This window comes from Edwardsiella ictaluri ATCC 33202 (genome assembly GCF_000264785.1).
Taxonomy (GTDB): Bacteria; Pseudomonadota; Gammaproteobacteria; order Enterobacterales; family Enterobacteriaceae; genus Edwardsiella; species Edwardsiella ictaluri.
In genome coordinates, this window is record NZ_AFJI01000081.1 from 173,285 (window position 1) to 188,191 (window position 14,907).

6 protein-coding genes and 1 tRNA gene are annotated in these 14,907 nt (G+C 64.1%); 5 read left to right on the forward strand and 2 right to left on the reverse strand.

What is annotated here, in order from left to right:
* Positions 1 to 38: 38 nt before the first annotated feature.
* The 4 genes from recC (at position 39) to recD (ending at position 11,833) form a co-directional block, all read left to right on the forward strand.
* Positions 39 to 3,425 (forward strand): exodeoxyribonuclease V subunit gamma, encoded by a 3,387-nt coding sequence (gene recC / locus EIEH_RS12535; protein ID WP_015870220.1) that lies wholly within the window; start codon positions 39 to 41, stop codon positions 3,423 to 3,425.
* A gap of 80 nt (positions 3,426 to 3,505) precedes the next feature.
* Complete coding sequence (gene ptrA, locus EIEH_RS12540) at positions 3,506 to 6,388, forward strand: pitrilysin (RefSeq protein ID WP_035609754.1); 2,883 nt, start codon at positions 3,506 to 3,508, stop codon at positions 6,386 to 6,388.
* A complete protein-coding gene (gene recB / locus EIEH_RS12545) occupies positions 6,388 to 9,987 on the forward strand; it encodes an exodeoxyribonuclease V subunit beta (RefSeq protein ID WP_015870222.1) in 3,600 nt (1,199 codons plus the stop codon). The genes ptrA and recB overlap by 1 nt, the downstream gene beginning before the upstream one ends.
* On the forward strand, positions 9,980 to 11,833 hold the full coding sequence (recD, locus tag EIEH_RS12550) for an exodeoxyribonuclease V subunit alpha (protein WP_015870223.1): 1,854 nt from the start codon (positions 9,980 to 9,982) through the stop codon (positions 11,831 to 11,833). The genes recB and recD overlap by 8 nt, the downstream gene beginning before the upstream one ends.
* Before the next feature lie 42 nt (positions 11,834 to 11,875).
* Here recD and argA read toward each other — a convergent pair whose 3' ends face one another.
* Entirely contained in the window at positions 11,876 to 13,201 is a 1,326-nt protein-coding gene (gene argA / locus EIEH_RS12555; protein WP_015870224.1) for an amino-acid N-acetyltransferase, read from the reverse strand.
* A gap of 237 nt (positions 13,202 to 13,438) precedes the next feature.
* Here argA and amiC point away from each other — a divergent pair, with 237 nt between their 5' ends.
* Positions 13,439 to 14,701, forward strand: coding sequence for an N-acetylmuramoyl-L-alanine amidase AmiC (gene amiC, locus EIEH_RS12560; protein ID WP_015870225.1), 1,263 nt, complete (start codon positions 13,439 to 13,441; stop codon positions 14,699 to 14,701).
* A gap of 97 nt (positions 14,702 to 14,798) precedes the next feature.
* Here amiC and EIEH_RS12565 read toward each other — a convergent pair.
* Positions 14,799 to 14,875, reverse strand: a tRNA-Met gene (locus EIEH_RS12565).
* Between the last annotated feature and the right edge of the window lie 32 nt (positions 14,876 to 14,907).

Below are 14,907 nucleotides of genomic sequence, written 5' to 3' on the forward strand. Positions count from 1 at the left end.
ACAGGCCGCGCAGCAGGGCGGGCCCCACCGGAGAGGCTATGTTTACCGTTTATCACTCCAATCAACTGGATGTTCTGACGCAGCTGATGGCGGCGCTGATGCAGGGGCAGCCGCTGGAAACGCCCTTTGCGCGCGAGGTGATCTTGGTACAAAGCCCGGGGATGTCCCAGTGGCTGCAGATGGAGCTGGCGCGCAGCTTCGGCATTGCCGCCAATATCGACTTTCCGCTGCCGGCTACCTTTATCTGGGATCTGTTTACCCGGGTGCTGCCGGATATTCCGCAGCGCAGCGCCTTTAGCAAAGATGCCATGACCTGGAAGCTGATGTGGCTGCTACCGCAGTTCCTCGATCGCCCGGCGTTTGCCCCGCTGGCGCACTATCTGAGCGACGATACGGATCGGCGCAAGCATTTTCAGCTGGCGGCTCGGATTGCCGACCTGTATGACCAGTATCTGGTCTACCGCCCCGAGTGGCTGCAGCGCTGGGAGCAGGGCGGACTGATCGAGGGGCTGGACAGCGCGCAGCAGTGGCAGGCTCCGCTGTGGGTGGCGCTGCGTGACTATACCGAGCAGCTGGGCCAGCCTCAGTGGCACCGCGCCAACCTGTATCAGCGCTTCATTCAGGCGCTGAAGGTGAGCGACAGCGCGCCGCCGGGGCTGCCGCGCCGGGTATTTATCTGCGGGATCTCGGCGCTGCCGCCGGTCTACCTTGAGGCGCTACGCGCGCTGGGGGAGCACATTGATGTACATTTGATGTTCACCAACCCCTGTCGTTACTACTGGGGCGACATTCAGGATTACGCGTTTCTGGCACGGCTGCAAAGCCGACGCCGTCGCGACTATCTGCTGGCGCAGCGTAGTCTGGGCGACAACCAGAGCGCGCTGTTTCGTGTGCCGGAGCAGGCCGCTGCGCTGTTTAGCGAGGAGGGCGAGCAGGCGTTGAGTAATCCGCTGCTGGCCTCCTGGGGCAAGCTGGGACGCGATCATATGTATCTGCTGGCCCAGCACGGCCCACAGGAGGTCAGCGCCTTTGTTGACCTGGCGCAGGATACCCTGCTGCAGCGCATCCAGCGGGATATGCTGGAGCTGGAGGATCACGCCTGCATCGCTGCCGCTGCGCAGACGCTGCAGGAGAGTCGGCAGAAGCGGAGGCTGGCGTCGGACGATCGCAGCATCAGCGTACACGTTTGCCACAGTCCGCAGCGCGAGGTTGAGGTGCTGCACGACAGCCTGCTGGATATGTTCTCCGCCGATGCAACGCTGAGCGCCCGCGACGTGATCGTGATGGTGGCCGATATCGACAGCTATGCGCCTTTTATTCAGGCCGTCTTCGGCAATACGCCGGCCGCCCGCTACCTGCCCTTCGCAATCTCGGACCGCAGCGCCCGCCAGCTGCATCCGGTGGTACAGGCGCTGCTGGCGCTGCTCGATCTTCCCCATAGCCGCTTTAACGCCGAGCAGGTGCTGGCACTGCTGGAGGTGCCGGCGCTGGCGGCGCGCTTTGATATCGACGATGACGGTATCCGGCTGCTGCGCCACTGGGTAGAGGAGTCCGGGATCCGCTGGGGGCTGGACGATGACGCAGTGCGTGACCTGGCGCTGCCGGCGACCGGTCAGCATACCTGGCAGTTTGGCCTGACGCGCATGCTGCTGGGCTATGCCATGGACAGCCACAGCGGAGAGTGGCAGGGGGTGCTGCCCTACGATGAGTCCAGCGGGACGATCGCCGAGCTGGCCGGACAGCTGGCGCAGTTTCTGGCGGCGCTGCGCGAGTGGCGTCAGCGCTTGGGGCAGATGCAGACGCTGGCGCAGTGGCAGCCGCTGTGCTGGGCTCTGCTGGATGACTTTTTTGTCACCGACGCTGACAGCGAGGCGGTGTGTGCGCTGATCGAACAGCAGTGGCTTAAGCTGGTTGAAGAGGGGCTGGCGTCGGCCTATCCCGAGACGCTGCCGATCACGGTGCTGCGCGACGAGCTGACCGCCCGTCTGGATAATCAGCGCATCAGTCAGCGCTTCCTCGCCGGGCCGATCAACTTCTGCACCCTGATGCCGATGCGCTCCATCCCGTTTAAGGTGGTCTGTCTGCTGGGGATGAACGACGGCGTTTATCCGCGCACCCTGGCGCCGCTGGGGTTTGATCTGATGGCGGGGAAAGCGCAGCGCGGCGATCGCAGCCGGCGTGACGATGACCGCTACCTGTTTCTGGAGGCGCTGCTGTCGGCGCAGCAGCGCCTCTATATCAGCTACATTGGTCGCTCGGTGCAGGATAACAGCGCGCGCTATCCCAGCGTGCTGGTCAGCGAGCTGCTGGAGTATATCGCCCAAAGTCACTGTCTGGCGCAGGATGTGGATCGGGACGTGGACAGCAGCGCCGAACGGGTGATGGCGCACCTGTGCCATACGCACCCGCGGGTGCCGTTTGATGCCGATAACTTCGATCCGCAGGGCGAGTTCCAGAGCTATGCCAGTGAATGGCTGCCGGCCGCCAGCGGGCAGGGGGTAGAGCATCCACCGTTTGCCACCCGGCTGGCGCCGCTGCCGATGGAGCAACTGACGCTGGATATGCTGCTCCGCTTTTACCGTCACCCGGTCCGGGCCTTTTTTCAGCAGCGTCTGGGGGTCAGCTTCATCCGTGAGGAGAGTGAGCTGCCGCAGGAGGAGCCCTTCACGCTGGATGCGCTCAGCCGCTATCAGATCAACCAGCTGCTGCTTAACCGCCTGATCGGCGGCGATGAGATCGAGACGCTGTATCGCCAGATCCGCGCCGCCGGGACCCTGCCCTTTGGCGCCTTTGGCGAGCTATGGTGGCAGGCGCAGTGTGATGAGATGACGCAGTTGGCGCAGCGGGTCGGCGATCTGTTCCAGCCGGGGGAGAGCCTGGAGATTGACCATACGCTGGACGGGTGTCGCCTGACCGGCTGGCTGCCGCAGGCGCAGGCGTCAGGGCTGGTGCGTTGGCGTCCCGCAGAGCTGGGCGCGACGGACGGGATCGTGCTGTGGATAGAGCACTTGCTGTTCTGCCTAGCTCAGGGGGGCGGCGACAGCTGGATGTTTGGGCGCAAGAATACGGCATGGCACTTTGCCGGACTCGATGCGGCGCAGGCCGAGCGCGAGCTGGTGCGCCTGATCGAGGGCTACCGCGAGGGGATGCAGGCGCCGCTGCTGCTGACGCGCAGCGGATGGCAATGGCTGAAGTGCTGTTATGATAAGGAAACGGGACAGCTACAAACGACGGACGAGGCCCGGCTCGCCAAGGCGCACGGCAGTCTGCTGCAGGCGTGGAACGGGGATGCCTTCAGTCCCGGAGAGGGGCAGGATGCCTATCTGCAGCGGGTGGTGCGCACGCTGGATGACGCGGCGCAGCGAGAGCTCGAAGCACAGGCGCAGCGCTTTTATTTACCGCTGCTGCGTCATAATTTGGCGTGATCCTCCGCGACGGCGGGGAGCGGGCAGGCGGGTGCGTTTTCGGGGGCACCCAGGATAGGGGCAAGAGGGGATTGGATGTGATACGTAGACAAGGTGCGACCATCGTACTGTGGATATTACTGCTGTTTTGGGCGCCGTTCGGTGCTGCCGCGCAGGGCTGGCAACCGCTGGCGCAGAGCATCAACAAGAGCGCCGGTGATCCGCGCGCCTATCAGGCCATCCGTCTGGATAATGGCATGAAGGTGGTGCTGGTCTCCGATCCGCAGACGCCGAATGCGCTGGCGGCGCTGGCGCTGCCGGTGGGATCGCTGGACGATCCTGACAGTCAGCTGGGGCTGGCCCACTATCTGGAGCACATGGTGCTGATGGGATCAAAACGGTTCCCGCAGCCGGACAATCTGTCGGAGTTTCTGAAAAAGCACGGCGGCAGCTATAACGCCAGCACCGCCGCATACCGCACCGCCTACTATCTGCAGGTGGAAAACGATGCCCTGGATCCGGCGCTGGACCGCTTGGCGGACGCCATTGCCGAGCCGCTGCTGGACAAGGGGAACGCCGATCGCGAGCGCCACGCGGTGAATGCCGAGCTGACGCTCGCGCGCTCGCGCGACGGTCTGCGCATGGAGCAGGTCTCTGCCGAGACCCTGAACCCGGCCCACCCCAGCGCCCGATTCTCCGGGGGGAATCTGGAGACCCTGCGCGATAAGCCAGGCAGCAGCCTGCATCAGCAGCTGGTGGCGTTTTATCAGCGCTACTACTCCGCCAATCTGATGGTGGGGGTGATTTACGGTAACCAGCCGCTTCCCGCGCTGGCGTCGCTGGCGGCGTCGAGCTTTGGCCGCATTCCCAATCGACATGCGACGGTCGCGCCGATCGATATGCCGGTGGTGACGCCGGCGCAGCAGGGGATCATCATTCACTATGTCCCGGCCCAGCCGCGGCGGATGCTGCGCATTGAGTACCGCATTCCCAACGACAGCGCGGCGTTCCGCAGTAAAACGGATACCTATATCAGCTATCTGATTGGCAACCGCAGCAAGAATACGCTGTCCGACTGGCTGCAGCGCCAGGGACTGGCGGAGTCCATTAGCGCTGGCGCCGATCCGATGGCGGATCGCAACGGTGGGGTGTTCAATATCAACGTTGCCCTGACTGAGAAAGGGGTGGCCGAACGGGGCCGGGTGATCGCGGCCGTCTACGACTATCTGCGCCTGCTGCGCACCCAGGGCATCAAACAGAGCTATTTCGACGAGATAGCGCACGTGCTGGCGCTCGATTTCCGCTACCCGTCGGTGACGCGCGATATGGGATATGTCGAGTGGATGGTCGATATGATGCTGCGGGTGCCGATCGAACACGTCCTGGATGCGCCCTATCTGGCCGATCGCTTCGATCCCAAGGCGATCGCCGCCCGCCTGGACAGCATGACGCCGCAGCGTGCGCGCATCTGGTTTATCGGTCCCGATGAGTCGCACAATAAGATGGCCTACTTTGTCGATGCCCCCTATCAGGTTGAGCGCATCACGCCGACCCAGCTGTCGCGCTGGCAGCGCGACGGACGCGATATCTCTCTGTCGCTGCCGGCCCTGAATCCCTATATTCCGGATAATTTTACCCTGATTAAGCCGGTATCGCCGACGCCAAGATATCCGCAGCCGATCGTCTCCCGTCCGGGGCTGCGCGCGCTGTATATGCCGAGCCGCTATTTTGCCGATGAGCCCAAGGCCGATATCACCCTGGCGCTGCGTAACCCGCTCGACAGCGACGATCCGCGCGGTCAGGTGCTGTTTGCCCTGACGGACTATCTGGCTGGGCTGGCGCTGGATCAGCTCTCTTATCAGGCGTCGGTGGGCGGCATCGGCTTCTCTACCGGCTATAGCGACGGCCTGCTGATCAGTGCCAGCGGCTTTACCCAGCGTTTGCCGCAACTGCTCAGCGTGCTGTTGGAGGGCTATGCCGGATTTACCCCGACGGCGGATCAGCTGGCGCAGGCGAAATATTGGTACAGCCAGCAGCTGGACGCCGCCGACAGGGCCAAGGCCTTTGAGATGGCGATGCAGCCGGTGCGTGCGCTCTCCAGCGTGCCCTATACCGAGCGCGCCGCGCGCCGCGCCATGCTGCCGTCGATAACGTTGGATGATATCCTGACCTACCGTCAGCGGCTTATCAGCGCGGCGACCCCGGATCTGATGGTGGTCGGTAACCTCTCTGCGGAACAGGTGCGCCTGCTGGCGGAACGCATCAGCGCCCAGCTGCGCTGCAGCGGTACCCATTGGTGGTATGGCCGCGACGTAGTGGTCGGTGGAACATCGCTGGCGACACTGGATAGGCCGGGCAGCAGCAGCGACTCTGCACTGGCGGCCATCTACGTGCCCACCGGCTATGATGAGATTCGGGGCATGGCGCGCAGCCAGCTGCTGAGCCAGATCCTGCAGCCATGGTTTTACGATCGGCTGCGTACCCAGGAGCAACTGGCCTATGCGCTGTTTGTCTTCCCGACGTCGGTTGGCCGTCAGTGGGGGCTGACCTTCCTGCTGCAGAGTAGCAGTCGGGCCCCCGACTATCTCTATGGCCGCTATCAGGCCTTCTATGCCCAGGCGGAGCAGCGGCTGGCCGCGCTAAGCGGGGCGGACTTTAACCAATATCGCGAGGCGCTGGTGACCCAGTTGCGTCAGAGGCCGCAAACCTTGTCCGAGGAGGCCGACCGTTTCCAGGGGGACTTTGCCCGCGGCAATCTGACGTTTGATACTCGTGACAGACTGATCGCCGCACTGGAGGAGCTGACGCGGGCCGATCTGCAGCGCTTCTTCCGCCAGGCGGTGCTGGCGCCGCAGGGGCTGGCGCTGCTGTCGCAGGTTCTGGGACAGAGTACTCAGGGAGAGTATGCCCAGCCAGCCGGCTGGGCGCGTTACCCGGACGTCAGTGCGCTGCAAAAGACGCTGAAGATAGAGGTGACCCGCTGATGACGCCGTCGACTCCGCCGGTGCCGTGCGCGCCGATGCCGATGCCGACGCAGACGCTGGATCCGCTGACCCTGCCGCTGTACGGCGCCCGTCTGATCGAGGCCTCCGCCGGTACCGGGAAGACGTTTACCCTGGCCGCGCTCTACCTGCGCCTGCTGCTGGGCCTGGGGGAGGAAAACGCCTATCCGCGCCCGTTGGCGGTAGAGGAGATCCTGGTGGTGACCTTTACCGAGGCCGCCACCGAGGAGCTGCGCGGCCGCATCCGCAGCAATATTCACGCGCTGCGGCTGGCCTGCCTGCGCGGCGAGAGTGACCATCCGCTGCTCACCGACCTGCTGGCGCAGATAGCCGATCAGGCACTGGCGGCTTCTCTGCTGCTGGCGGCAGAACGGCAGATGGATGAGGCAGCCATCTACACCATTCATGGCTTCTGCCAGCGCATGCTCAGCCACAATGCCTTCGAGTCCGGGGTGCTGTTTCAGCAGACTCTGCTGCAGGACGAACTGCCGCTGCGCCGTCAGGCCTGCGCTGACTTCTGGCGGCGCCACTGCTATCCGCTCTCCGCCGATCTGGCGGAGGCGGTCAGCCAGCTGTGGAGCGGTCCAGAGGCGCTGTTGGCCGAGCTACAGCCCTATCTGTCCGGCGAGATGCCGCTGCTGCGTCCGGCGCCCGACGCACAGGAGACGCTGGCACAGCGTCATCAGGTCCTGCTGGCCCGCATTGAACGGGTCAAGGCCACGTGGCGGGAGCATGAGCATCAGGTGGTCGGCCTTATCGCTGCCTCGGGCGTTGATAAGCGCAGCTACAGCAGCCGCTATCTGCCCAAATGGCTGGATGAGATGTCGGTCTGGGCGCAGGCGGAGAGCCGTGACTATCAGCTGCCGTCGGCGATCGCGCGCTTTGCGCAGGCGACGCTGCTGGAGAAAACCAGCAAGGGGGAGCCGCCGCGCCATAGCGTGTTCACGGAGATTGAGTCGCTGCTGGCCGAGCCGCTGTCGTTGCGCGATCTCGTGCTGGCGCGGGCGCTCGGTGAAATCCGTGACGGCGTGCAGCTGGAGAAGCGCCGCCGGGCCGAGCTGGGCTTTGACGACCTGCTAACCCGGCTGGATCAGGCGCTGGGCGGCGCGGGCGGCGCGGCGCTGGCCGCGGCGATTCGCCAGCGTTATCCGGTGGCGATGATCGATGAGTTCCAGGATACCGACCCCCTGCAGTACCGCATCTTCCAGCGGATTTATACCGCAGACGATGCCCGGTCGTCCGAGACCGCGCTGTTGCTGATCGGCGATCCCAAACAGGCGATTTACGCCTTTCGCGGTGCGGATATCTTCACCTATCTGCGCGCGCGCGCGGCGGTGGACGCCTGCTATACCCTGGAGACCAACTGGCGCTCGGCGCCCGGCGTCGTACAGGCCGTCAACGCGCTGTTCTTACGCCTGGAGGCGCCGTTTCTGTTCGCAGAGATCCCCTTTTTACCGGTGGCCTCCGCCGCGGCCAACGCGGGGCGCCGACTGACGATCGACGGTGAGCCCCAGTCGGCGATGGCGCTGTGGCTGTATGATGTTCCCGGCTGCACCGCGCAGGAGTATCTGCAGACGATGGCGCGCTGCTGCGCGGCGCAGATCCGCGACTGGCTCAGCGCCGGTCAGCGGGGCACCGCGCGGCTGACCGGCGGCGATGACGGCAAGGCGGGACGCGCGCTGTGCGCCGCCGACATGACTATCCTGGTGCGCAGCCGCCACGAAGCGACGGTGATGCGCGATGCGCTGAGCGCGCTCAATATCCCCTCGGTCTATCTTTCCAATCGCGACAGCGTCTTCTCGACGCCGGAGGCGCGCGACCTGCTGTGGCTGCTACAGGCGATCCTGACGCCGGCCCAGAGCCGAACCCTGCGCAGCGCGCTGGCCGTAGGTCTGCTGGGGCTGGATGCGGCGGCGTTGGACGCGCTGAGTCAGGATGAGCGGCGCTGGGATGCGGTGGTGGATGAGTTTGACGGCTATCGCCGCCAGTGGCAACGCCGCGGGGTGTTGCCGATGCTGCGAGAGCTGATAGGGCGCCGCCGCCTGGCGGAGAACCTGCTGGCGACCGCGGGCGGAGAGCGTCGCCTGACCGACGTTCTGCACCTGGGCGAGCTGCTGCAGGAGGCCGCGGCGCAGCTGGACAGCGAGCCGGCGCTGGTGCGCTGGCTGGCCCAGCAGATCGACAGCCCGCAGCCGCAGGCGGAAAGCCAGCAAATGCGTCTGGAGAGCGATCGCCATCTGGTGCAGGTGATCACCATTCACAAATCCAAAGGGCTGGAGTTTCCGCTGGTTTTCCTGCCCTTTGTGGCGACGTTCCGCCGTCAGCGGCAGGGGCTGTACCATGACAGGGTCACCCACCAGGCGGTGTTGGATCTGTGTGCGGACGATGATGCGCTGGCGCTGGCGGATCAGGAGCGACTGGCGGAGGATCTGCGCCTGCTGTATGTCGCCGTGACGCGTGCCGTGTATCACTGTGCGCTGGGTATCGCCCCGCTGGTGTCTGGAAACCGCCGTAAACAGGATGAGAGCGATCTGCATCACGGCGCCATCGGCTACCTGCTGCAGCGCGCCGAGGCTTGCGATGCCGAGGGGCTGAAGCAGGCGCTGCAAACGCTGTCGAATGACCCGATCCACCTGGAGATCCTCTCTCCCTGCGAGGGAACCCCGTGGCAGGCTGAGCCGGTACCGCCGCGCGCGCTCTGCGCCCGCCGCTTTACCCGTCGTCTGCAGGATGACTGGCGGGTGACCAGCTACTCCGCGCTGCAGCAGCACGGCGGTAGCACCTATCTGGAGCTGTTGCCGCGCCTGGATATCGATGCCGCCGGCGAGAATCGCACGGCGGCGGCGACGATCTTCAGCGCCCACACCTTTCCGCGCGGCGCGGCGCCGGGAACCTTTTTACACGACCTGCTGGAGAAGTTGGACTTCGCCGCGGCGCCGGATCCAGTGTGGCTGGCCGAGCAGTGCTTGGCTCAGGGGATCGATCTGGCGTGGGTGCCAACGCTGGCGCAGTGGCTGACGCAGATCCTGCAGACGCCGCTGGATGAGAGCGGGCTGACCCTGAGCCATCTGGCCCCGTCGCAGCGCCAGCCCGAGCTGCAGTTTTATCTGCCGATTGCCCGCCCGCTGCGGGCGGAGGCACTGGATGCGCTGATCCGCCGCCACGATGCGTTGTCGGCGCAGTGCGAGGCACTGGCGTTCAGCCAGGTCGAGGGCATGCTGAAGGGCTTTATCGATCTGGTTTTCTGCCACCGGGGGCGCTACTACCTGCTGGACTATAAGTCCAACTGGCTGGGTGAGGATCGGGCGGCCTATACTCCCCCGGCGATGGCGGCGGCGATGATCGCCCACCGCTATGACCTGCAGTATCAGCTGTATACCCTGGCGCTGCACCGCTATCTGCGCCATCGGTTGGTGGATTATGATTATCAGCGCCATTTTGGCGGCGTCTTTTACTGTTTTCTGCGCGGAATGGCGGGCGTTGAACCGGGGCAGGGGGTCTTTGCCTGTCGTCCCGAAGAGGCGCTGGTTACGGCGCTGGATGCGTTGTTTGCCGGGGAACAGGAGGATGGCGATGCGTGAGTCCCTACTCTCCCAGATGGCGCAGCAGCGTACGCTGCGCCCGCTGGATCTGCAGTTTGCCACGCTGTTGGCCGGGCCGCAGCAGCCGCACCTGGCGCTGGCCGCGGCGCTGGTCAGCCAAGAGCTGGCCGCCGGGCATGTCTGCCTGCCGCTGACGGCGTTGGATATGGCGACGCTGAGCCAGCGCTTTCCACAGCAGGCCGATGCGTGGCCTGCGCTGCTCGCAGGATGGGACGTCGCCCGCTGGCGGGACTACCTGCTGGCGCAGCCTTGCGTCAGCGGCGGCGAGAGGGCGACGCCTCTGGTGGTGAGCCACGAGTGCCTGTATCTACAGCGGCTATGGCGTGATGAGGGGACGGTAGCGGCCTTTTTCGCCGACGCTTGCGCTCAACCGCGGCGGGGCGATGGCGCGCTGGCGCCGGTGCTGCATCGTCTGTTCCCGGCCACGGCCCAGCGGCCGGACTGGCAGCAGGTGGCCGCGGCCGTGGCGGTGACGCGCCGGGCATCGGTGATCTCTGGCGGCCCCGGCACCGGTAAGACCACGACCGTAGCGCGCCTGTTGGCGGCGTTGGTCGCGCTGGCGCCCGGACGGATGCCGCGTATTCAGCTGGCGGCGCCGACGGGTAAGGCGGCGGCACGTCTGGGCGAGTCGTTGGGGCAGGCCTTGGCGGCATTGGCGCTGGCGCCGGATCAGCTACAGGCGATGCCGCGCGAAGCGCTGACGCTGCATCGCTTGCTGGGTGCCCGCGCAGACAGCGCCCGCTTGCGTTATCACCGGGATAATCCGCTGCATCTGGATGTGCTGGTGGTGGATGAGGCGTCGATGGTGGATCTGCCGATGATGGCGCGGCTGATCGAGGCGCTGCCGCCGCAGGCGCAGCTGATCCTGCTGGGGGATCGCGATCAGCTGGCTTCGGTTGAGGCCGGTGCGGTGCTGGGTGAGCTGTGCCGCTTTGCCGAATATGGATTCAGTGCCACGCGCGCGGCCGAGCTGAGCCAGCTGTGCGCTGCGCCGATCCCCGCAGGGGATACGCAGCCTGTGGTCGCTCTGCGTGACGCCATCAGCCTGCTGCGTCACAGCTACCGCTTTGACGCCCGTTCAGGTATCGGTCAGCTGGCGCAGGCCGTCAATCGGGGCCATCACCGGATGGCGATGGCGTGCCTGAAGGACCATTTTACCGACCTGCACTGGCACGAAATCGTCCAGGATGAAGACTACCAGACGCTCTTAACGTGCTGTCTGGTGGGGTATCGTCCGATGCTGGAGGGGATCCTGCGCGGGGAGGCACCGGCGCAGATCCTGGCTGAGTTTGCCCGCTTCCGTCCCCTGTGTGCCCTGCGTGAGGGGCCCTTTGGCCTGCATGGTCTCAACGAGCGTATCGCCCTGACGCTGCAGCGGGCGGGGTTGATCCGGCGCACGCATGAGGGGCAAAAGCACTGGTATGCCGGGCGCCCGGTGATGATCACCCGCAACGACGCCACTCAGGCGCTGTTTAACGGTGATATCGGTATTACGCTGGGCGATGAGCTGAGCGGCTGGCAGGTGTGGTTTATGGGCAGCGATGGCGCTCCGCGCGCGGTGCAGCCCAACCGGCTACCGCCCCATGAGACGGCCTGGGCGATGACGGTACACAAGTCGCAGGGATCGGAGTTCGACCATACGCTGCTGGCGTTGCCGACCCAGCCGTCACCGGTGGTGACGCGTGAGCTGGTGTATACCGCTATCACACGGGCACGGCGGCAGCTGACGCTCTTTGCGACCCGGCCGGTGTTGGAGCGGGCTATCCGCACGCCGACCGAGCGGCGCAGCGGGTTAATGGCCCGTCTGCTGGCCGCCGCCGATTAAGCGGCATATCGCGAGGCTCCTGCTCAGGTCGAGCGGCGGGGGCTACAGCTCGGTCAGCAGGATTTTGGAGCGGCGCTGGTAGTTGTACAGCGCCTGCTTCTGCTGCGGCAGCATATCGACCTCTACCGGCTGGAAGCCGCGCTCTTGAAACCAGTGCAGGCTGCGGGTGGTCAGGACAAACAGCTTCTCCAGCCCCATCTGACGTGCCTGCGCGGTAATCCGCTGCAGTAGCTGCTCTCCGCGCGCTGAGTTGCGATAGTCTGGATGCACCGCCACGCAGGCCATCTCACCCATGCGCTCCTGGGGGAAAGGGTAGAGTGCAGCACAGGCGATAGTCAGGCTATCACGCTCTATCAGGGTAAAGCGCTCTATCTCTCGCTCCAGCTGTTCGCGTGAGCGACGCACCAGGATCCCCTGCTGCTCCAGCGGGCGGATCAGGGCCAGAATTCCGCCGATATCATTGATGTTGGCTCGGCGGATCTGCTCTGCGCTCTCCATCACGATCTGGGTGCCGATGCCGTCGCGTGAGAACAGCTCTTGCAGCAGGGCGCCATCCTCCAGATAGCTTATCAGGTGGCTGCGGCCCACGCCGCTGCGGCAGGCGGTGATCGCGCCGCGCAGAAAGCGGGTACTGGCCTGCGCAGCCTTTCCTGCGGCCTCCAGGGCTGAGACACGCTGTTCGGCTTCATTGGGCAGCAGCTCGGCGGCGATGCTGCCATCGTCGCTGCAGACCCCTTGGGCGGCGCAGAAACCGATCAGCTTCTCCGCCTGTAGCTTGATAGCCAGATGGGTGGCAATTTCTTCGGTTGTCAGATTAAAACTCTCTCCGGTAACAGAGACCGCCACCGGGCCGAGCAGGACGATAGCACCGGCGTCCAGCTGACAGCGCAGGGCGGCCTCATCAATGCGGCGAATGCGCCCGCTGTGGCAATAGTCCACGCCGTCGTCGACCCCCAGCGGCTGAGCGATGATAAAGTTACCGCTGACCACGTTGATGTGTGCTCCGGCCAGCGGCGTATTGCTCAGGCTCATCGACAGGCGTGCGGTGATATCCAGCTGAACCTGGCCCGCGGCCTGTTTGACCAGCGCCAGCGTGCGGGCATCCGTGATCCGGATCTGCTTGTGGTAGCGGGGATCACAGCGCTGTTCCCGGAGAAGCGTATCGATCTGTGGGCGGGCACCGTAGACCACGACCAGACGAATGCCCAGGCTATGCAGTAGTGCGATATCGTTGATGATGCCGACGAAGTTTGCCTCGGCGATGGCCTCGCCGCTCAGCATAATGACGAAGGTCTTGCCGCGGTGGGCATTAATGTACGGCACCGAGTGGCGGAACCCCTGGACCAGTTCTGTGCTGCGCTCTTTCATGATTGCCTCTCGTGAATTTATATTCGATTATTTTGTATTTTTATTCTCCGGCTAAGCAAAAGGCAAGCGACAAATTCTTTGCGTGGGTTTGCCGCCGCACGGGGAAGGGCATAGATTGTTAAATTGCTATTCAGATTTTCTAATGACATCCCCGGACGGTTTCGCTAAAGTTTTGCCCGTCTTTTCCCGGCGCAGGAGTGCCGGAGTGGGTATTTCAGCGTTGTTCCCTGGGGTTACATGACAGATTCCAACCATAGCCTAACGCGCCGCCGCCTGTTGCAGGCTGCCGCGGCCACTTGGTTCCTTAGTGTCAGCCGCGTCGGTTTCGCGGCTTCCGCACAGGTGATCGCCGTGCGAGTATGGCCATCTTCTACCTATACCCGGGTCACGTTGGAGTCGAGTCATCCGCTCAAATACAAGCAGTTTGCGCTCAGCAACCCCGATCGTATTGTGGTGGATATTCAGGGTGTGCATCTCAACAGCGTTCTGAAAGGGATCGGCCATCAGGTACAGGGGGGCGATCCCTATCTGAAGCATGCCCGGGTTGGCCAGTTTGATCAAAAGACGGTACGCCTGGTGCTGGAGCTGAAGCAGAATGTCAGCCCGAAGGTGTTTACCCTGTCACCGGTCGCTGAATTTAAGAACCGCCTGGTGGTGGATCTCTATCCGGTCGCCGGTTCTCCCGCCGCGCGGATGGATGACGAGGATGATCCGCTACTGGCGCTGTTGGAAGATTATAATAAGGGGGATCTGGAGCGATCCCTGCCTAAGGCTGGGCCGCAGAAAGGCAAGGCTGGACGCGACAGGCCCATCGTCATCATGCTCGATCCCGGCCACGGCGGCGAAGATCCCGGAGCCATCGGTAAAAACCGTACCCGGGAGAAGGACATCGTGCTGAAGATAGCCCATCGCCTCAGCGCGCTGATTAAGCGTCAGCCGAATATGCGGGTGTATATGACCCGCTATGAGGATGTGTTTATTCCGCTCAAGGTGCGGGTGGCCAAGGCGCGCCGTCAGCGCGCCGATCTGTTTATATCCATTCACGCCGATGCGTTTACCAGCCGGACAGTGCGCGGCTCGTCGGTCTTTGCGCTGTCAACCAAGGGGGCGACCAGCACTGCCGCGCGCTATCTGGCGCAGACGCAGAATGAGTCGGATGAGATTGGCGGGGTAAGCCGCAGCGGCGATCAGTATCTGGACCACACGATATTCGATCTGATGCAGACGGCGACCATCAATGACAGCCTGAAGTTTGGCCGCGAGGTACTTAATAGGTTGGGGCGGGTCAATCGACTGCATAAGAATCGTGTCGACCAGGCCGGCTTTGCGGTGCTGAAGGCGCCGGATATTCCGTCGATTCTGGTGGAGACGGCCTTTATCAGTAATGTAGAAGAAGAGCGGCGTCTGCGCACCAGCGCATTTCAGCAGCAGGTGGCCGAGTCGATTCTGGCGGGGATTAAGGCCTATTTTGCCAGCGGAGCGCAGCTGGCAAAGCGTTGACGGCGGAGCGGTTGGCAAGGGCGTGCACCCCACCGATCGCGGCCGGATGATAAAAACAAAAAACACCGGTTAAGGTGTTTATTGTTGATGACGAAATTGGTTGCGGGGGCCGGATTTGAACCGACGACCTTCGGGTTATGAGCCCGACGAGCTACCAGGCTGCTCCACCCCGCGTCCGTCATACTGCTATCATATTGTCGTGCTGT